This window comes from Sulfurimonas aquatica (genome assembly GCF_017357825.1).
Taxonomy (GTDB): Bacteria; Campylobacterota; Campylobacteria; order Campylobacterales; family Sulfurimonadaceae; genus Sulfurimonas; species Sulfurimonas aquatica.
In genome coordinates, this window is the sequence record NZ_CP046072.1 from 1,382,541 (window position 1) to 1,402,801 (window position 20,261).

At 36.4% G+C, this 20,261-nt stretch carries 20 protein-coding genes and 1 tRNA gene; 11 read left to right on the forward strand and 10 right to left on the reverse strand.

The annotated features are described in order from the left end of the window. Positions 1 to 47 precede the first annotated feature (47 nt). From acnB to GJV85_RS06760, 4 genes are all read right to left on the reverse strand, one after another. Complete coding sequence (gene acnB / locus GJV85_RS06745) at positions 48 to 2,633, reverse strand: bifunctional aconitate hydratase 2/2-methylisocitrate dehydratase (protein ID WP_207560634.1); 2,586 nt, start codon at positions 2,631 to 2,633, stop codon at positions 48 to 50. A 124-nt stretch (positions 2,634 to 2,757) separates the two neighbouring features. Then, on the reverse strand, positions 2,758 to 3,150 hold the full coding sequence (locus tag GJV85_RS06750) for a putative quorum-sensing-regulated virulence factor (protein ID WP_207560635.1): 393 nt from the start codon (positions 3,148 to 3,150) through the stop codon (positions 2,758 to 2,760). Beyond that, complete coding sequence (locus tag GJV85_RS06755) at positions 3,150 to 5,414, reverse strand: DNA translocase FtsK (RefSeq protein ID WP_242689756.1); 2,265 nt, start codon at positions 5,412 to 5,414, stop codon at positions 3,150 to 3,152. Before GJV85_RS06755 ends, GJV85_RS06750 begins: the two co-directional genes overlap by 1 nt. A 95-nt stretch (positions 5,415 to 5,509) precedes the next feature. Beyond that, a complete protein-coding gene (locus GJV85_RS06760) occupies positions 5,510 to 7,570 on the reverse strand; it encodes a flagellin N-terminal helical domain-containing protein (protein ID WP_207560636.1) in 2,061 nt (686 codons plus the stop codon). A gap of 142 nt (positions 7,571 to 7,712) precedes the next feature. Between GJV85_RS06760 and GJV85_RS06765 the strand changes: the two genes are divergently transcribed. The 6 genes from GJV85_RS06765 (at position 7,713) to GJV85_RS06790 (ending at position 11,371) form a co-directional block, all read left to right on the forward strand. Beyond that, positions 7,713 to 7,796, forward strand: a tRNA-Leu gene (locus GJV85_RS06765). Between the two features lie 35 nt (positions 7,797 to 7,831). Beyond that, positions 7,832 to 8,698, forward strand: coding sequence for a flagellar basal body P-ring formation chaperone FlgA (flgA, locus tag GJV85_RS06770; protein WP_207560637.1), 867 nt, complete (start codon positions 7,832 to 7,834; stop codon positions 8,696 to 8,698). Position 8,699: 1 nt separating this feature from the next. Next, entirely contained in the window at positions 8,700 to 9,221 is a 522-nt protein-coding gene (locus GJV85_RS06775; RefSeq protein WP_207560638.1) for a UbiX family flavin prenyltransferase, read from the forward strand. Positions 9,222 to 9,223: 2 nt separating this feature from the next. Further along, positions 9,224 to 9,718 carry a pantetheine-phosphate adenylyltransferase gene (gene coaD / locus GJV85_RS06780; protein ID WP_242689757.1) on the forward strand — a complete coding sequence of 165 codons (495 nt, stop codon included), beginning with the start codon at positions 9,224 to 9,226 and terminating at the stop codon, positions 9,716 to 9,718. After that, on the forward strand, positions 9,703 to 10,293 hold the full coding sequence (gene tmk, locus GJV85_RS06785) for a dTMP kinase (RefSeq protein WP_207560640.1): 591 nt from the start codon (positions 9,703 to 9,705) through the stop codon (positions 10,291 to 10,293). Before coaD ends, tmk begins: the two co-directional genes overlap by 16 nt. After that, positions 10,277 to 11,371, forward strand: coding sequence for an FkbM family methyltransferase (locus GJV85_RS06790; RefSeq protein WP_242689758.1), 1,095 nt, complete (start codon positions 10,277 to 10,279; stop codon positions 11,369 to 11,371). Before tmk ends, GJV85_RS06790 begins: the two co-directional genes overlap by 17 nt. Positions 11,372 to 11,384: 13 nt before the next feature. On the opposite strand, the gene GJV85_RS06795 is transcribed toward GJV85_RS06790, so the two are convergent. After that, entirely contained in the window at positions 11,385 to 12,089 is a 705-nt protein-coding gene (locus tag GJV85_RS06795; protein WP_207560641.1) for a pirin family protein, read from the reverse strand. Between the two features lie 158 nt (positions 12,090 to 12,247). Between GJV85_RS06795 and GJV85_RS06800 the strand changes: the two genes are divergently transcribed. Further along, positions 12,248 to 12,856 (forward strand): class I SAM-dependent methyltransferase, encoded by a 609-nt coding sequence (locus tag GJV85_RS06800; protein ID WP_207560642.1) that lies wholly within the window; start codon positions 12,248 to 12,250, stop codon positions 12,854 to 12,856. Between the two features lies 1 nt (position 12,857). Here the strand turns inward: GJV85_RS06800 and GJV85_RS06805 are convergent, their stop codons facing one another. The 4 genes from GJV85_RS06805 to GJV85_RS06820 form a co-directional block, all read right to left on the reverse strand. Then, a complete protein-coding gene (locus GJV85_RS06805) occupies positions 12,858 to 14,045 on the reverse strand; it encodes an aspartyl protease family protein (protein WP_207560643.1) in 1,188 nt (395 codons plus the stop codon). 39 nt (positions 14,046 to 14,084) lie between these two features. Then, entirely contained in the window at positions 14,085 to 14,438 is a 354-nt protein-coding gene (locus GJV85_RS06810; RefSeq protein ID WP_207560644.1) for a VOC family protein, read from the reverse strand. Positions 14,439 to 14,516: 78 nt separating this feature from the next. Continuing rightward, positions 14,517 to 14,876, reverse strand: coding sequence for an MmcQ/YjbR family DNA-binding protein (locus tag GJV85_RS06815; protein ID WP_207560645.1), 360 nt, complete (start codon positions 14,874 to 14,876; stop codon positions 14,517 to 14,519). Positions 14,877 to 14,878: 2 nt separating this feature from the next. Further along, the gene (locus tag GJV85_RS06820; RefSeq protein WP_207560646.1) at positions 14,879 to 15,436 is read right to left on the reverse strand and encodes a DJ-1 family glyoxalase III; all 558 of its coding nucleotides are present in this window, start codon (positions 15,434 to 15,436) and stop codon (positions 14,879 to 14,881) included. A 177-nt stretch (positions 15,437 to 15,613) separates the two neighbouring features. On the opposite strand from GJV85_RS06820, the gene GJV85_RS06825 reads away from it, so the two are divergent. Both GJV85_RS06825 and GJV85_RS06830 read left to right on the forward strand, forming a co-directional pair. Further along, the gene (locus tag GJV85_RS06825; RefSeq protein ID WP_207560647.1) at positions 15,614 to 16,117 is read left to right on the forward strand and encodes a methylated-DNA--[protein]-cysteine S-methyltransferase; all 504 of its coding nucleotides are present in this window, start codon (positions 15,614 to 15,616) and stop codon (positions 16,115 to 16,117) included. Between the two features lie 5 nt (positions 16,118 to 16,122). Then, entirely contained in the window at positions 16,123 to 17,298 is a 1,176-nt protein-coding gene (locus tag GJV85_RS06830; RefSeq protein WP_207560648.1) for a YbfB/YjiJ family MFS transporter, read from the forward strand. A 20-nt stretch (positions 17,299 to 17,318) separates the two neighbouring features. On the opposite strand, the gene GJV85_RS06835 is transcribed toward GJV85_RS06830, so the two are convergent. After that, entirely contained in the window at positions 17,319 to 18,557 is a 1,239-nt protein-coding gene (locus tag GJV85_RS06835; protein WP_207560649.1) for a DEAD/DEAH box helicase, read from the reverse strand. A 121-nt stretch (positions 18,558 to 18,678) separates the two neighbouring features. On the opposite strand from GJV85_RS06835, the gene GJV85_RS06840 reads away from it, so the two are divergent. Then, entirely contained in the window at positions 18,679 to 18,960 is a 282-nt protein-coding gene (locus GJV85_RS06840; protein WP_207560650.1) for a heavy-metal-associated domain-containing protein, read from the forward strand. Between the two features lie 88 nt (positions 18,961 to 19,048). Continuing rightward, positions 19,049 to 20,260 carry a histidine--tRNA ligase gene (gene hisS / locus GJV85_RS06845; RefSeq protein ID WP_207560651.1) on the forward strand — a complete coding sequence of 404 codons (1,212 nt, stop codon included), beginning with the start codon at positions 19,049 to 19,051 and terminating at the stop codon, positions 20,258 to 20,260. The last annotated feature ends 1 nt before the right edge of the window (position 20,261 follow it).

Consider the following 20,261-nt stretch of genomic DNA (forward strand, 5'->3'; position numbering starts at 1 on the left):
TTAAAAAAATAACGAAGCTAATGCTTCGTTATTTAGGCTGTAAATGATTAAACTGGTTTAACAGTTACGCCATATTTATTTTCAGCAGTAGTACGTGGCTCAAGTGCATAGTTGTTGATTTCGTTGAAGTTCAAATATTTATATATTTTGTCTTCTTTACCAGCAATTTTTGCAGGAACGAAATCCATATACTCTTCAACTGTAGGAATTTTACCAAGTTTAGCACATAGTGCCGCAAGTTCTGCAGAACCAAGGAAAACTTGAGTACCTTTACCTAAACGGTTGTTAAAGTTACGAGTTGATGTTGAAAATACAGTTGAATTTTCACGAGCAGACGCTTGATTACCCATACATAAAGAACAACCTGGAACTTCTGTAGTTGCTTCGATTGCATTGTATACGTCGTAGTAACCTTCGTTGATTAGTTGTTGCTCATCCATTTTTGTTGGTGGAACAATCCAGAACTTCTCAACATTGTGCTTACCTTCACCACGCATAATCTCACCAGCTGCACGGTAATGACCAACATTAGTCATACAAGAACCTAAGAATACTTCATCAAGATGAGTTCCCGCAACCTCAGACAATAATTTAACATTATCTGGATCATTTGGACATGCAAGAATTGGTTCAGTAATTGTATTAAGGTCTATATCGATTACTGCTGCGTATTCCGCATCAGCATCTGGTTGCATAAGTGTAGGATTAGCTAACCAATCTTTCATTTTACCAATACGGCGATTAATAGTTGTTGCATCTTCATAACCATCCGCAACCATTGCTTCAAGTAAAGCAACATTTGATTTTAGGTATTCAATTACAGGAGCATTATCTAAAAGAACAGTACATGCAGCAGCAGAACGCTCAGCAGATGCATCAGAAAGTTCAAATGCTTGCTCAGCTTTAAGATTAGGTAATCCTTCAATCTCTAGAATTCTACCAGCGAATACATTGATTTTTCCTTCTTTAGGTACTGTTAAGTGACCTTGTTGAATTGCAACGTAAGGAATAGCGTTTACAAGGTCACGTAGAGTGATACCTGGTTGCATTTCACCTGAAAAACGTACTAGAACAGACTCTGGCATACTTAAAGGCATAGAACCAGTAACACCAGCAAACGCAACAGCACCAGATCCGGCAGGGAAAGAGATACCAATTGGGAAACGTGTATGTGAATCCGCACCAGTACCAACTGTATCTGGAAGAACCATTCTATTTAACCATGAGTGGATAATTCCATCACCTGGACGAAGTGCGATACCAGAACGGTTAGAGATAAACGCAGGTAAGTTAGCATGCATGTCAGCATCAGACGGCTTTGGATATGCAGCAGTATGACAGAATGTTTGAAGTACTAAGTCAGCATTGAAACCAAGTGCTGCAAGTTCTTTAATCTCATCACGTGTCATTGGACCAGTTGTATCTTGACTCCCAACAGTATTCATCTCTGGCTCACAATACATACCTGGACGAACACCAGCAAGACCAGAAGCTTTACCAACCATTTTCTGAGCTAAAGTATAACCTTTACCAGTATCAGCAGGTTGCTCAGCAGTTAAGAATGCTTCGCTAGCTCCAAGACCTAAAACACCACGAGCTTTAGAAGTAAGACCACGACCAACTATAAGTGGAACACGACCTCCAGCTTGTACTTCATCAGTAATAGTATTAGGGTTTAGTTTAAATGTAGCAACAACTTTACCGTTGATGATTGCTTCACCTTTGTATGGTAAAAGCGTTAAAACATCACCAGTTTCCATTTTAGAAACATCTAGTTCTATTGGAAGAGCACCTGAGTCTTCACAAGTTGCAAAGAAAATAGGAGCAATAGTGTTACCAAGAACAACACCACCTGTACGCTTGTTAGGAACACCTGGAATATCTACACCCATGTGCCATTGAACAGAGTTAACACCTGACTTTCTTGAAGAACCAGTACCAACAACATCACCAACATAAGCAACTGGATGACCTTTTTTCTTAAGTTCCGCAAGAGTTTCTAATGGTTTTTCCATTCTGCTTTGAAGAAGAGAGTTAGCATGTAAAGGAATGTCAGAACGAGTAAAAGCCTCAGACGCTGGAGATAAATCATCAGTATTTGTTTCACCTGGAACTTTATAAACAGTAACAGTAATCTCTTCAGCTATCGCTGGCTTTGCAGTAAACCACTCAGCATTTGCCCATGAAGTTAAAACTTTAGTTGCAGCTGCATTTCCTTCTTTATGAAGTTTTTCAACATCATTAAACGCATCATAAACTAAAAGAGTTTTACTTAGTGCTTCTACAGCAGCATTAACAACTTCTGTATTTGAAGAAGCAAGTGCATGAACCATAGGAAGAACATTGAATCCACCAAGCATCATACCAAGCATCTCAACAGCTCTAACTGGAGATATAGCATCAACTTTAATGTTTTCAGCTGCTATCTCATTTAAAAATGCAGCTTTTACTTGTGCTGCATCATCAACACCAGGTGCTACACGGTTTGTAAGTAAGTCAAGTAACTCATCTGTACAATTTGCTTTGATTAATTCTATTAAGTCAGCCGTTTGCTTAGCTGAAAGTGCTAATGCAGGTACACCAAGTGCTTCACGTTCAGCTACGTGAGCTTTATATTCTTCTAAAAATGCCATATTTATTCCTGTGTAGTTTAAATTTTAGAAATTATATCTAAAGATAAGTAGTCAACTGAGGATATGTTACGATTCTATACATTAATATTTTGTTTTATTTCAAATACGTGTGAAAATGTAGCACTTAAAGTTTTCTTTTTGTCAATTCTTTGTAGATATTCTCTTTGTCTTTACCCATATAGTTCGTTTTTAGCCATAAAAGGTATGAATCAGGAATGTCACTATAGTTCACACCTTTATATTTACCAAATTGCATCCTACCACTTGATTCTAAGACAAGAGGCTTATCTATACAGTTTGCAACAATAGAACTCTCTTTTAATAGCTTTTCAAACTCAAATAGATCTATCTTCTTTTGTATGGAAAAAATATAAGTATTAAAATCAAATATACCTTTTCTATTTTGAACAAATAACTCAATCTCTTGAATTTGAGCAACGCTCAAGCTTTCTAAGTTTGGAATAAAGACCCTAAAAGAATTGTGGTAAGAGGTACATTCAAAGATAGGGGTACTCATTAGAGTATCTCTCTAATGCCTTTAGAGTTTGGAGTAGATAAAACGCCTTCATTTTCAAGTTGTTCTATCACTCTAGCGGAGCGGTTATATCCTATTTGCAGTTTACGTTGAAGGTAAGATATGGAAGTCTTTCTATCAGATAAAACTACATTTCTTGCTTCATCATAAAGATCATCCAGTTCTTCATATGATTCGCTTGATGAACTAGTCGTGCTACTCTCCTCTAGTAAAAAGCTTTTATCATAGTTAGGAGCACGCTGTGACTTTATAAATTCTACTATGTTTTCAATTTCATCTTCGGTAGCCCAAGGAGCATGTAAACGCACAAGTCCGGTTGAGCCCGGGGGAGTAAATAACATATCGCCACGGCCAAGAAGCGACTCAGCACCCATTTGGTCCAAGATAATTTTACTATCTACTTTTTGCCCTACTCTGTATGATATACGTGAAGGAAGGTTTGCTTTAATAAGACCTGTTACTACGTCAACTGATGGACGCTGCGTTGCAACTATAAGGTGAATGCCACAAGCGCGCGATTTTTGAGCAAGCCTAGCGATAGAGACTTCAACGTCCTTACCGCTTGTCATCATTAAATCTGCTAACTCGTCAATAACAACGACAATATATGGAAAATGCTCACCACCCTCTTTTTTTATCTTTTCATTATAGTTTTCTATGTTTTTTGTTCTTGCGTCAGCCATTAATTCGTAACGGCGTTCCATCTCTGCTACCATATTGTTAAGAGCGGCTATAGCCTGTTTTGGTTTTGTTATGACAGGAGTCAAGAGATGCGGTATGTCATTATACGTAGAGAACTCAAGCATCTTAGGGTCTATCATAAGTAAACGCAGCTGATCTGGAGAATTTTTGTAAAGCAGTGATAGTATCATCGCGTTTATTCCAACGCTCTTACCACTTCCTGTTGTTCCAGCTATTAATAGATGAGGAAGCTTTTTCAAGTCAGTCACAAAGGGCTTACCAACTATATCTTTACCTAACGCTAGTGTTAATGGAGATGAAGAGTCTTTAAATAGCTTATCGTCTAAAATTTCACGTAAGTATATAGTGTCAACGCTCTCGTTTGGAATTTCTATACCAACCACGTCTTTACCTGGAATAGGAGCTTGAATACGAATAGTTTCAGCAGAGAGCGCCATTGCTAAGTCATCTTGTAGACGAAGTATCTTACTTACCTGTACATTTGGTGCTGGCTTAAACTCAAATGTAGAGACAACGGGGCCCGCATAAGTACGTACAACATCGCCATCGATTTTAAAGTGTGCTAGTTTTTCAATTAAGTGGCGTATTTTACCATCAAGCTCGCTCTCGTCTACACTTTTTGTGACTGTAGATTTTTTTTGTAAAAAGTCCACTGATGGAAGTTTGAAGTTTTTAGGTTTTTCTACTTTACCTTTATCTATTGTAGCAAGTAGTTTTGCATTCTCTTCTAGTTCATCGACAACAACTGCACTCTTATGCTCCTTAACCTCTTCGGCTAAATCTAAAATATTTTTAGGAGCTTCAGTTGATGCTTCATTCTTTAAATCAACTTTTGATTCACTCACGACTTTAACTTGTTCTTTTCTTCTCATATATGCAGGTTTATCAATCTCTTCTATCTCTTTTATATCTTCAGTTGCTACCGTCTCGGTTACTGAAGTACTTTTTACTTCCTCTACATCTATCTTATCTTCAAAAGAGTGTTGATTTGCAGAGGCTGTAGTTTTTTTGATGCTTTCTTTATTTGTAGGTAAATCTACTTTTTTCGGTGTAATCTCATTTTTTTTAAATGTAGGAACTGTAGGGAACGACTTTGCTAATAGTCCATATACGTAACCTAGAATTTCAGAAGCATTTTTATCTAATATAATAACAACTGAAACAAGAGTAATAATAAGCCAAAAAACCCATAAGCCAAAAACACCAATGAATGGAGATAAGAAATCAACAAAGTCAGCTCCAAACTTTCCTCGAAACTCATTTTCAACAAGTAAACTCTGAGCAATTAAAAAAGAAAATAAAATTAAAAAAGAAGCTAAGAGTAATTCGCTCTTTCTCATGTCAAATCTTAAGTCTTTATAGAGAAAATAGAGAGGAATTAAAGTTGCAAAAAGATATATAAAAGAGATATAACCAAAATAGAGTTGATTATAAAGAGCAAACGTAGCACCATAACTACCCATAAGAGTGCTACTTCCAAGAATTGTAGAAAATCCTAAATAGATTAAAACGCCAAACAGTATAATAAAAAAAGTATCTTTCAAATCAAAATATCCATAACAATTAATTTTAAAGGAAGTATAGCCAAAAATGTTCCATAAAGACTTTTTTTGACATTTTGAAAAGTTTAATAGAAAAGTTAAATATAGTTTATTAGACTTATCTGAGAAACTTTTCCTACAGTTGAGAGCATCGCTTGATAGTTTAGAGTTAACTGTTGAAGTGTTAATGCGGCTTCGGCTAAGTCTGTATCTAAAACTTCTGATCTTAGGGTTATGGTACTTACTTCCAGTAGCTCACTTCTCTCTAGAGAATTAGTAAGTCTATTTGATTGTGCACCAGCTATTGATTGAGTTCTAAACATATGATCTTGCAAGTCATCCATCATAGATATTGCTTCTTGCATTCCTACACTTCTTTTCTCACCCGTAGAACTGTCAGGATTTAGTTTATAATTTTCCACAGACTTAATAATATCATCCATGGTTTTAAAAAAATCTGTTTTAGGGTCTCTAACTGTTATGGCATTATTAGCATTAAAAGACATAACTGAAGCTGGTGTCGTAAAGTCTCCACTATTGCTATCATATAAAGAGAGTTCAACCTTAGTGGTAATGAAGTTCAAATCACCAAAAACAATTTTACCATCATGAGTAAGCGATGTGTACCCTTCAAATTTTGAGCTTTCAACAGCCTCATCATAATCTGTATCTATATTTGTTGTTGATGGAAGGTTGTCTGTTACAACCATATTTATAACATCCATAAGCTGCTGATAGGTCATTTCGTCAGCATCGACGGCTACTCGAGGCTCATCTGCATTAAAAATATCATAGGTTGATCCACCAATGGTAAAAGTTGTACCACTATTTGCAAAATCTATCTGTGCGTTAAAAGCTATGCCTGCAACATTTTTACCAGCTATATTGAATTGCTTGCCATCTAAGGTATCACCAGATGCTACATCAACTAGTTTTGTCGAAGGAGTTGCGAAAGAGTTGTCGCTGTTTTTAATCTGAGATATGTTTGAAAAAGCGCTATTTCCACTTACTGAAAACTGCGTTCTATCATAAAGAAGTCCGTCGTTACTCAAAGGTGTAGCACTTGCATCTGCATAATCGGACTTTATGAACTCTTTGATATAAAGACCTGGTCCTCCTGCAGCTGTTAAATAGTCGCTACTACCAGTATCTAAGCTGTCTAAATTGCTTACATCAGCTGGACCACCAATTCCACCTCCAGCATAATCTACGGCACCAACCATATGAAAATCTAGTTTACTCGAACCTTTAATCTTGTCCTCTATAACTATTTGACCACTTTGGTTCATCGAAACATTAACAACTTTTTTACTTGCTGTATTACCGTATGCATTTCCTATATGTGTTAAAAGATCATCTATTTTTTCATCATCTTTCATCTTGATTTGTTCATTAAATGTTGTTCCATCATGCTGCGTACCACTTACATAAAAAAAGTGTTTTTGAGATGAATCAGGCACATTATTAACATCACCCATCAGTTCACGAATAGTATTATTTACATTGATGGGCCCTGATGATGGAGTGTAGCCAGCTTGTTGAAGTGAAGGATTATCTCTAATTATATTACTTGGTATAACGTTAGTAGTAATCTCTCTCTTGACATTTATCTCCTCACCTAAGAAAAGATCTGCACCACTAATATTATAGGTTTGCTGATTTTTTGATCCTAAAAATGCCTGAAGCTCTGAGTCATTACCGTTATATAGCCCATCATCTGATATAGGTTTTGTGTCTACAGCTGAACCTGAAAAAAGATACTTTCCATTTATTGATGTATTAGCCAAAGATCTTAAGTTTTGCTCTATCCCTCTAAGTTCTGATGAAATAGCATCCATAGAATTTTCATCATTTACTCCATTTGAAGCCTGAAGGAGCAATGTGCGCATTCTATTCATATCATCCGTAAACTCATTTAAAACGACATCAGTTTGATTTGAAAATTTATACCCACTCTCTGTACTTTTTTTCACTTGAGCTATAGTTGTAAGCTCATTATCAAGCCTCATAGTCTCAGTAAAGACACCTATGTCGTCACTAGCATATTGAATTTTTAATCCTGAAGCGATCTGCTTGTTAACATCAAATAGTTCTTTATTTAACTTTAGATTGTTGTTGCCATATAGATTATTTGCATACATACTAGATGTAACTCGCATAACACACCTCCAAGAGATTTTTTATCATTTTAACTTTTTATTACTAATATTCTAGCAATAAAAGTTCCATGCTTTATAATCGGCTAAAAGTTATTTACTTTTAAGTTACATATTACTATCATTGCGACTTCAATACATATGTGCCAGAGTGATGGAATGGTATACATAGCGGATTCAAAATCCGCCGCCTTCGGGCTTAGGGGTTCAAATCCCCTCTCTGGTACCACCCACTGTATTGAAAATCTTAACTAGTTGGGTAAAATGCACTCACTATTTTTATTTCTTTTTTTTACTTTATCATTTAATCTTTTTGCAACAACAAATCTACAAAATAACTATTTTATTCAAAATGACTATATTTTACTCTCAGACATCGTAAAAGGCGTAAAAAATGACAAGAAGCTTTTTAGGCTAGAAAGTAACAAGCACATCAAACGAATCAAATCAAAAGAGCTATTCTCTCTCCTAGTAGAAAATGGTATTACGGATGTTAAATACAAAAACAGTTATGTACAGTTTACAAAACAGAGTCCAATAGATACTTCGTCTATAAAAAATGCCATTAGGGCTCTTTATGAAGAGAAGTACCCTAGTATAGTAATTGGAAAAATATCTGTTACACCAAGAAGATATTTAGATAGCTTACCTAGCGACTACACTGTAAACCTACCTAGAAACGCGCACCTCTCAAGCAGAGGCACTCTTTATATTAAAACGCTAGATAGAAAGAAAATATTTTTTGATTATTTTATATCTGCTAAAATAGATGCTTATGTTTCTAAAAAAATGATTGAACGCTCAGAGGAACTCTCTGTAATAAATACTCTAAAAAAAAGAGTTCGACTCGATAGATTCAGAGCAATGCCAATAGATGAGATAGCATCACTGCAGGCAAAAAATAGAATTAAAGAGTCTAAAATACTTACATCAAGAGATGTAACGGGACTTTTTTTAATTAAAAGAGGTGCTACTATAAGTGTGAGCATCAAAAACTCAAATATGGCTATCTCTTTTTTGGCTATAGCTGAGCGAAGCGCAAGACTTGGAGATGAGATATACGTTAAGAACAAAAAAGGCAACAAAATTAGAGTAGTTGCCACAGGGCACAATAGAGCGGAGGCAAGATAAGATGAAAATAATCATAGCGACAAGCGGGGCAAGCGGAGTAAATTTAGGTTTGAAAACCTTGAGTTTGCTACCTGAAAATATAGAGAAGCATTTCATCATGTCAAATAACTCTAAAGTTGTTCTTGATAAAGAGATGAGTAAACTTACCATTCATGATAATGATGATATATCAGCCAGTATAGCTTCTGGTTCTTTTGGGATAGATGCGATGCTCATTGCACCCTGTTCTATGAACACTCTTGCTAAAATAGCTTGTGGTATCTCCGATAATCTTGTTACAAGAAGTGCAGCAGTAATGTTAAAAGAGAGAAAACTTCTCATACTGGCTCCAAGAGAGATGCCATTTTCGGCTATTGCTTTAGAAAATATGCATAAACTAGCAACACTTGGCGTTATAATTGCACCACCAGTTATGGCTTACTACTCAGAACAACAAACACTAGATGATATGGAAAACTTTGTTATAGGTAAATGGTTTGATTTACTTAAGATAGAGCATAATCTTTATAAAAGATGGGAATAATTATGAATAAAAAAATAGCGCTTTATCCGGGAACCTTTGATCCGGTTACATATGGGCATTACGACATTATCGAGCGAGCTTTAAATCTTTTTGATGAAGTGATCGTAGCAGTGGCAATTTCTCAAGACAAAAAACCGATGTTTAGTCTCAAAGAACGTATAATGATGACTGAAGAGGCCGTAAAACACCTAAAAAATGTAAGAGTAGTCGGTTTTGATATTCTAACAATCGACCTTGCTCATCAATACGATGCCGCTGTTTTAATTCGTGGACTTCGCGCAGTAAGTGATTTTGAGTATGAACTCCAGCTAGGATACCTTAACAACTCACTTGATGACACTATAGAGACAGTTTATCTTATGCCAAAACTAAAACACGCGTTTATTAGCTCATCCATTGTACGTAATCTACTAAAATTTAATGGCAAGACTGAGCACCTACTACCAAAGCCTGTTCAGAAAATCATTGGGAGTATGACTTCATGTACATTGCCATAGAAGGTATAGATACAGCGGGAAAAAGTACGCAAATCAATGCAGTGTCCCAAAATTTCCCAAACGCCATAGTTACAAAAGAGCCAGGAGCTACAGATATAGGTAAAGAGATAAGAGAGATGGTACTCTCCGCACGTGCGCAAAGTAAAAAAGCTGAATTTTTACTTTTTTTAGCAGACCGCGCTGAACATATAAAAGAGGTAATTGAGCCAAATATTCAAAATAAAATGATTATTTCAGATAGAAGCGCCGTAAGTGGGGTGGCTTATGCCTTGATTCAAGGAGAGATTGATAAAAAAGATTTAATTGAACTTAATCATTTTGCAACAAACAGAGTTTATCCTCAAAAAGTTTTTCTCCTGCGTTTAACAAAAGAGGCGCTTGAGTTTAGGCTCTCAAAGAAAAAGCTTGATGGCATAGAACTTCGTGGTTCAGAGTATCTTTTAAAAATTCAAGACGCCATCGTAGAAGCGACTAAGCTCCTTGGCTTAGAGCTTATAGAGATTGACGCTACGCTTACAAGAGATGAAATAACAAGTAAAATATTAGATAATATCAACCGTGAGTCTACAAATTAATTTAGAATCACTAGAGTATGTTAATGAAAAAGAGAGAGAATTAGTAGACTCTTTTATTAACAACAATTCAATCAAAAAATATATACTTGGAATTAACAAACTTACAAAGAGTGTTTTGAAATTTGTAGAGGTAGATGGCATCATAGACGACTTTACAAGAGTTCAAAAGTCTCGTAAAAAAGAGATTCTCTCCATAGATGAAATTCAAAAAGAGTCTATCATACTTTGGGTCTCAACGGGAAGTCCTCTTGAAGTTAAAAATAGACTTGATGAGATGGGTTTTAAAAACATTAGTTATCTTGCGTTTTGTAGATACTCAAAGTTTGACTTAGAGCCCCACCCTTTCATAGAGGATTTTGCAGAAGACTTTAAGCATAACAGTGAAAGATATCAATTTACGTTTAACTTGCTCAATGACGCAAAATCAAAAGAGACCTTCCAAAAAGTACTGAATTTTAAAATCACCTCTAATTATGACTTTATGCAAGGTTTTACAAACAATCACACTGGGCAGTATTTTGATAAAGAGATAATCCCAAAGATACAAAAGATTCGCTTTGTTGATGGCGGTGGATACGTAGGCGACACTGCGACTGAAGTTATAAAAAACTACCCTGATTTTGAGAAAATATATCTCATAGAACCGATTCCTGAAAATATTCGCATAGCTAAACGCGAACTTGGAGAGTATGAAAACATAAAGTTTTTAACCTGTGGCGTTAGTGATAAAAAAGAGACGCTTTACTTTAATGAAGAGAAATCATTCTCTAGCATATATGGCAAGGGAACGCAGAGTGTTGAAGTTGACACTATCGATAATATCGTCAAAGAGAGAGTCGACTATATAAAGCTTGACATTGAAGGTGCTGAGCAAGATGCAATCGATGGTGCTTCCCAGACAATTAAACGCTACAAACCAATCCTTGCTATTTGTATTTACCACAAAGCTGAGGATTGGTATAAGATACCTCAAAAGGTTCTAGCAATAGAAAAAGATTACAATGTCTACCTTCGCCACTATATGGAAGGAATATTTGAGTCTGTAATGTATTTTATACCTAAACGCAAAAGTACTTAGGGCATATACTTTTTTAACCTTCAGGCATCTCTATAAAGAGAAAATGACTATTTTGTAAGGCTTTTATACCTAAGCTTGACTCCTGTGTGATTTCCATTGCGTCGCCATCATCTAAAATCACACCATTTACAGTTGAGCAACCTTGTATCTGTACAAAATAGACTTGCCTTTTAGCTCCAATGGAAAACTCTAAATTTTTCCCCTTTTGAAGTTCACTGACAAACATGTTTATGTCTTGATAAATTTTTACCGCTGCGTCGCCATCTATTGAAGATACTATATTTAAAAGTTTATTCTCTCTTTGCTTTTTTGTATACATATGAGAGCCGTATAGTACTTCAAGGTTTTTCTCTGGCGGGACTATCCAGATTTGCAGTAGTCGCAAGTCTTCGCTACTGCTTTCATTATGTTCTGCGTGAACTATGCCACTCCCCGCGCTCATATACTGCACTTCTCCGCGTTTAAGCGTTTCACTGTTTCCCATAGAGTCTTGATGAGTAATCTCTCCATCAACAATATAAGATATTATCTCCATATCATGATGAGGGTGCATGTTAAAACCACTACTGGGATGTATGATATCGTCATTAAGAACCCTTAAAACGCCAAAGTTCATGTTGTCATAGTTTCTGTAATCTGCAAAAGAGAAGTGAAAGCGACTCTCTAGCCAACCTAAATTTGAGCTACCCATGTTTTCTTTTGGTAATTTTTTAAGCATTCTTTTTCTCCTTTATATTTCGAATATATATAAATTATTAGCCATCATAGCCTAAAAACTCCTTTGTTTAGATATAAATAAAAAGAGTAATTACACTATAATTTTATTATAAGAAAAGAAGATATTTTAGAAGATATTTAAAACAAATGGAGAGATAAATGCAAGAACACAACAAAGCTAGTGCATGGTTTGATGATTTATATAAAAGACATGAAAACGACCACAACAACATTCCATGGGCAAGACAAGACGTAAACCCATTGCTACAAACATACTTGGATGAAGAAAAAGAGCATAAGGGAAAAGCACTCGTTATTGGCTGTGGATTGGGAGATGATGCTTACGCTCTTGACAAAGCGGGTTACGAAGTTGTCGCAATAGACGTCTCACAGACTGCGCTAAACTTAGCTAAAAAAAGGTTCAGTGATTCTAACATTCTTTTTGAAAAACAAGACATCTTTGACATGCCCGAGATGTACTATGAAAATTTCGATTTTGTATTTGAAGCTTTAACAATCCAGTCTTTGCCTGTGGCGTTTAGAGAAAAAATGATAAACGCAGTAGTGGATACGGTAGCTAAGGATGGTAATCTACTAATCGTAGCGCATCAGCATCGTGGTAATAATGACGGTCCGCCCTGGCCTCTTACTCATGATGACATATCCCTCTTTCTAACGCACGGTATGCAAGAATTAAGTTTTGAATTGATTAATGAAGCGTCGGGAATATCAAACACTAAATTTAGAGTTTTATATAAAAAAGTGTAAGTTACTTCTTAAGTAAAACTTTTTTGATGAGAGCGTCGCGTTTAATCACCATCTCGATACTCTCTTCATGCTCGTAAGTCTTAGCGTCTGAACTAAGCAACAAAAAGAGTTTACAGTACTCTTGCTCTGTATAATCATATAAATCTTTTCCGTTAATTGCAAGTACTCTGTCGCTTATCTTTAGGTTTAAATCTGAAGCAGGTGAATCTTCTGTAATGGCGGAGATGTAGAGCTTTTCATTCTGATTCCAGTAAAGAGAAAATCCAAAGCTTTTACGAAACTCTTGAGTAATGTTTTTTTCTTTGAGCTGCTTAAAATAGATATTTTTCTTTTGAAAATCTAAGATTATGTCAAAATTTCTTAAGAAACTATTGCCTGCTAGAAGCTCTTCACTATTATCTGTGTCAATAGGGTAAGAGTCTATAGAGATTTTTTTTGCTATCTTAAAATTCTTTGCTAGGAATGTCTCTTTCATAGAGTCTTCATTTGCACCATTGATGCTACTTGAGAAGAGTCCTACTATTTTTCTAGACTCTAAACCCTTCTCTTTAAATATATTGGCTAGCTTTTTCTCGCCAATTAGTATTCCTTCGTTTTTTCCACTATCTAGCGTTATCCATACGTTTTCAAATCCAAAGTCCATATTAAACTGTGGTCCTGAGTTACCCTCAAACTTCATCTCACTCTTGAGAAACTTTTTACGTTCCATCAGTTTATCACTCAATACAATTTTGCTGTTCACATAGTCAAGTTTAACAATAAGCTCTCTAAATAAGTTATACCCAAGCACCCCATCAAAGCATATGCAAGAAAGGGGAAAGTTTTGAGAGAAATCTTCCGCGATGAAATAATAATCACTAAATAAAATATCTCCTACTTCTAGAAAGGGAAGCTTATAAAGCTTAACCATGCTCTCTTTGCCATAAGAGTCGATAGTGATTATCGACTCCTCAAGTTTTTTTAGATTTAACTCATCAACTAACCTTGTAGGGATAATGCTAAAAGAACCCGTATCTAGCATAAATTTATAAGCTTTCTGGCCAATACAAATGTCTATGATTGGTATATCGCTAGAAAAGCTGATATCAACGCTAGCGCTAAAGTTTCTGTTTTGAACCCTACCCTGCTCTAGTGGGTTAAGTGTAGAATTTTTATGAGTCTGCTCTTTTGAAGATGTTAAAAATGACAAATTATTAAAAAAACTTCTGAGCGTCACTGGTCATTATTCCTATTTATCAGACCAAACTGCATACTCGTTATCACAAGGGTCACTAAAATGAAACCTTCTTCCACCAGGAAACGAATATATCTCTTTAAGCACTTTGCCATTAGAATTTTTAATTTTAGAAAAAGTCTCTTCTAGGTTGCTAGAATAGAACACTATCAAAACCGCACCATTGTGAGTTGATGAAGATTGCTCAGACTTGAAAAAACCACCGTCTATACCCTCATCGCTAAAGGCTGTGTACTCAGGTCCATAATCTGTAAACTTCCATCCAAAATTAGAGCTAAAAAAACCTTTCACCTTCTCCAAGTTATTAGCTGGCAATTCTAAGTAATTTATCTTTTCATGTTTATTCATCTTAATTTTCCTTTTTGAGTCTGGCTAGAATTAATATTAAACAATATCTCCCTATTATAGCCACTCTAATCTAAACAACTAAACAAGGTTTAAAAGTGCCTGCTTCTCTTTTTTAGTCAAATTATTAACTACCAAATCATAAGAGTCGTTTATCATCTCTATCAAGACTTCATCTTTCATCTCGCCATTTATGATGACAGTGTTCCAGTGCTTTTTATTCATATGATAACCAGGAATCACGCACTCATATATATCTCTATAACCAAGGGCGTCATCAGGTAAACATTTTAAATTTATATTTAGATAAGATTCTTTAGTGCCTACAAGAGCAAACATTTTATTCATCACTTTGTAAACTGCGGTTACTTCGTCAAATGGAAACTCTTTTATTGCCCCACTTTTTGATAAAAGCATTTTTTCTAAACTATCAGAAGTCATAATTAACTACAAAAGTCTGCTAAAACACCAGATTTTATCCCTTCATAGCTCTCTTGACCTTTTAATTTTTTAACTATAGCCAATGCGAAACAGATAGCAGTCGCAGGTCCGCGAGAGGTCATAATATTTTCATCTTCTACAACCATACTCAAATCACCCTGATAACCATCTCTTTTTATTTCATCTTCAACTGAAGGATAACATGTGTATTTAGATTTTAAAACGCCAGCTTTGTTAAGCGCGAAAGGAGCAGCGCAAATTGCCGCGATGTTTTGCCCTTTGCCATCCATCTCTTTTAAAAGGTTTTGTACATTTATGTCATCCGCTAAAGCGTAAGTGCCATCCCATCCACCAGGCAGCACGATCATATCTAGTTCTTTCGCGCTTACTTCTTTTATGTGAAGGTCTGTTTGAATCACTATGGAGTTGGCTCCTCTTACAAGGCTATTCTCATTCAAAGAAGCTACCAAAACTTCAATCTCCGCACGTCTTAGTATGTCTATGATGCTCACAGCCTCTATCTCTTCAAACCCTTGCGCTAACGGCACTAATACTTTCATCCCTTCTCCTTCAAGTTTTTTTATTCTCTATGCTTCTTTTTGTAAATTAATTTTATCATTAATTTACTAATCCATATTATATTCCACTCTTTATTTTTATATTATACAAACAATCAAATTAATGATATTATTCAACTCTTAAAATGTCTGTTGTATAAAGAACTCTGAGGTTAAGCGATGAAAAACATAAACATCAGTTACTATAATAAATGCGGAGTCAACTATCGCTTAGGCTCGTACGATGAGAAACTCTGTCTTCTTGAGTCTATCCATAGCAAGAACAGAGTTAAAACAAAAAACAGACTACAAAAAGGCTTAGACGCCGACTATGTCGAAAGTGAAGACGCTGTTTTAAAACAAACCGCAAAAGAGCTTAACGAGTACTTTGAGGGAAAACGAAAAAACTTTGACGTTCCATTAGTTATGGTGGGAAGCGAGTTTCAAAAGTCGGTATGGGAAGCTCTTTTAAAAATCCCCTACTCTGAGACTTCCACTTATAAAGACCAAGCTAAAAGCATAGGCAATGAAAAAGCGGTCCGAGCAGTGGCAAACGCTAACGGAGCAAATGCAATTAGTATCATTATACCTTGTCATCGCATCATAGGAAGCGATGGATCGCTTACTGGTTACGCTGGTGGGCTAGAACTAAAACAGAGGCTTCTTGAGATTGAAAAAAACTAAAATTTATGAGACTAAACTTGTTAGATAAAAATAAAAACCGCAATATTCTCCTCGCGGGGATTCTCTCCATAATCATAGGCGTTGGCGTTGCCCGCTTCGCATTCACCTCGCTTTTACCATCAATGCTCGATGATTTTTTAAGTATTAAAAATGCGGGACTTTTTGCCTCTTTTAACTTTATGGGATATTTAAGTGGGGCAATTTTTAGTATGTTCATAAAAGATATTAACGCTAAGGTTAAATTCTTTAGGGTTGGAATTGCTCTTAGTATTGTAACCACTCTGCTGCTTGCCACAACGACAAATGAATACATATGGTTTGCTTCTAGAGTAATCGCGGGTTTTGGAAGCGCTATGGTTCTTATAGTCGGAGGCGCTATCGTCATGCTCAAACTTAATCATGAAGACAAAACAAAGGCTATGGGCATACACTTTAGCGGAATAGGCTTTGCCATAGTGATAAGCGAGCTTATAAGCCAGTATACGCTCAAATATGGAACTTGGGAAGACGCTTGGATGGTTTTAAGCGTCTTAGCCTTTTTAATATCGTTTTATAGCGTTTACATTCTCTCATTTGATAAAGAACTCAGACGTGACGCGCCAAGACATAAGATTTCAAAATCAATGTTTACTCCCTATGTCATACTTCTTATACTGGCTTACTTTGCAGCTGGTGTTGGTTTTGTCGTGCAGGCGACATTTTTTCCAGACATTATCAATTCCCTTAATGGACTCGATGGTTATGGAAATATCGGCTGGTTAGTCGTCGGTTTGGCGGGAATTCCCTCAGCCATAATATGGATGAGGCTCGCGCAAAAGTACGGTAGCGTCAACATAATAATAATCGCGTTTATACTTCAAATAGTGGGCATACTAATACCAACCATGACAAATGCCATAAGTTTGAATCTCTTAAGCGGCGCGCTTTATGGAAGTACTTTTATAGGTCACGTAGCACTATTTATGCACTATGGAGGAAAGTTGGCTGGGAAAAACCCTGTCATCTTTATGGGTGCGATGACTGCAGCTTACGGCATAGGTCAAGTATCCGCTCCACTTTATAGCGTGGCTCTGCTTGAAAGATACGGGAACTATAACGCGACACTTTATGTCACGGCGTTTATAGTTTCTTTTGGAATTTTGTTTTTACTTAGAGCGAAGGGTTTAAAACCTATAAGTTAGACCAAACAAAGTCAGCCTACTTAGCCTTTATTCAAGTTTTTTTCTCGTAGTTTGTCTTTTTTACTTTTGCCCTTGCCTTTAACAGGCGCTGGGCCCTTTGTTTTAGGATGAGCTTTGCCTTCAAGCTCAAAGCCTTCAATTTTTTCTCTTACAAGTTTAATCTCACTCCGTTTTTCTATGAGTCTGAAATGATTCATATTTTCATAGTCTATAAAAGAGATAGCCTCTCCGGACTTTCCTTCTCTTGCCGTTCTTCCTATTCTATGTATGTAGTCGGCGGGAGAGCGTGGTAAGTCGTAGTTTATCACGCAATCAATATCTTTGATGTCTAAACCACGCGCAGCGATATCTGTTGCAAAAAGTATGTTTATCTTTTCTTCTTTAAACGCCTGAAGCGTTTCATTTCTTGAGTCTTGTTCTAGGTCGCCATTAAAAGAGGCGGCCTTAAAACCATACTTTCTAAATTTTTCGGCTATATTGTCAGTAGAGCGCTTGTTTGCCATAAATACCAAAACAAGATTCCATCTGTTTTCTTTAAGTAAGTAGCGCAGAAGCGGTCCTCGCTTTTCTCTCTCTACCTCAATAACTCTTTGGTTTATCTTCTTAACTACGGGAGCTTCATCTTTCATCTTCACTTCAACCGCGTTAGGAGTAATTTTAGAAGCTATCTTTTGCATTTTTGGAGGATACGTAGCGGAAAACATTAGATTTTGGCGTTTAGCGGGAATGGCTTCGAGTATGGCTTCAAGTTCTTCTTCAAAACCTAAATCAAGCATCTTATCCGCTTCGTCCAATATAAAAAACTCTAAATGAGAAAGATTCATCTGTTTTTTACTCAAAAGGTCTAAAAAACGTCCACTCGTTGCAACAAGAACGTCACAGCCCTGCTGTATCTCATAGAGTTGCTCACCAATCTTTTGGCCACCCACGACGCCAATTACCTGAGGCTTCGTCTCTAAATACTTGCCAAAATCATTAAACGCCGAAGCAATTTGTAGGGTTAACTCTCGCGTTGGGCTTAATACAATTACTTTAATCTTTCCCTTTTTCGCACTGTCTCTCATCCCTTGCCAGAGTTGTAAAACTGGCAAGATAAAAGACGCGCTTTTCCCACTTCCCGTTTGTGATTGAGCGATGACGTCCATTTGTTTTAAAACTAACGGAATAACTTCTTCTTGAATCTCAGTGGGTCTTATATATGATTGATCTCGTATAGAACGGCAGATGTTCTCGTTAAGTCCAAGAGCTGAAAATGGCATTAAATATCCTAATAATCTTGAAATATTTCTCTTAACGAATCTTATTATTTATTTGCTTTAAATGAGGTTTATATAAAATTATCGTAATATCTCTTTAAATAGCCCAACAAAGGAAGATGTCATGAAGCAGAATTTCGAAGTCTTAAACGTAAAGTGTGGCGGATGCGCCAACACTCTCAAAAGCTCCCTAAAAGAGAACTTTGGAGAGGTAGAGGTGAACTTAGAAGTTGAACCTAGGATTATAACGCTAGACGTGAGTGAGGATAAGATTCCAGAGCTTAGAGTGAGTTTGAAAAAACTTGGATATCCAATGAGCGATGAAGATTTAACAAAATTTGAAGATATAAGCACTACCGCCAAAAGCTTTGTATCATGCGCCATTGGTAAAATCAATCAAGAATAGAGTATTTTAAAAGTAAGAAAAAGCTAAAAAATGGTATCCTTACAGACTTATAAAAGCCACCCAATTTCACAATTTAAAAAGGATACAAATGATTCAGTCACTACGAGGTATGAACGATATTTTAAGTGAGGATTATAAACGTTTCACTTACTTCATAAATACAGCGACGGACGTAGCTCAAAAATATGGTTTTCATTTCATAGAGACGCCTCTTCTAGAAGAGACTGCACTGTTTAAACGCAGCGTTGGAGAATCAAGCGACATTGTTGGAAAAGAGATGTATCAGTTTATTGATAAGGGTGAAAATGACGTTTGCCTTCGTCCCGAGGGAACGGCAGGCGTTGTTCGCGCGTTTATTCAAAAAAAGCTTGATAAAGCGGGTGGAACGCAGCGTTATTTTTACCACGGATCTATGTTTCGTTATGAGAGACCGCAAAAGGGACGTCTAAGACAGTTTCACCAGTTTGGCGTTGAGAGCTTCGGCGTAGATAGCGTTTATGAAGACGCTACCATGATTATGATGGTAAGCGACATTCTCAAACGCTGTGGCATTGGCTACAGACTACAACTCAACTCCCTTGGCGATCAAAACTGTATGCCTCAGTACCGTGACTCTCTAGTCACTTTTATAGAGTCTTGTGAAGATGAGATATGCGAAGATTGTAAACGCCGTAAAGATACCAATCCTATTCGTGTACTTGATTGTAAAAACGCTAAATGTCAATCTCTTTATGAAAACGCGCCAAAACTTTTAAACTCTCTTTGTGAATCTTGTGAGAGTGACTTTAGTAAACTTAAAAAAATCCTTGATGACAATGCAATCAAATATGAAATAGACACAAATTTAGTTCGTGGGCTTGATTACTACTCCAAAACGGCATTTGAGTTTGTAAGTGACAACATAGGGAGTCAGAGTGCCATAGCGGGCGGTGGACGTTATGACAGACTTGTAGAGTTTCTTGATGGTCGTCCTACTCCTGCTGTTGGTTTTGCTATGGGCATAGAGCGTTTAATGGAGCTCATAGTAATGCCAGAGAGTAAACGCGAAGGTTACTACCTTGGTGCTATGGATGAGGAAGCTCTCGATATGATAGTAGGACTCACTCACAAAAAACGAAGCAGTCATAAAGCAACATGTGACTTTAAAGCAAAAAATTTAAAAAACCACCTAAAAGGCGCGGATAAAGTCAATGCAAAATTTTGTTGCGTTATTGGCACAAACGAAATAAAAGATGGTACCATATGGGTCAAAGATTTAGAAGCTAAATCAGAAAAGGTTATATTACTTAAGGACTTTTAAT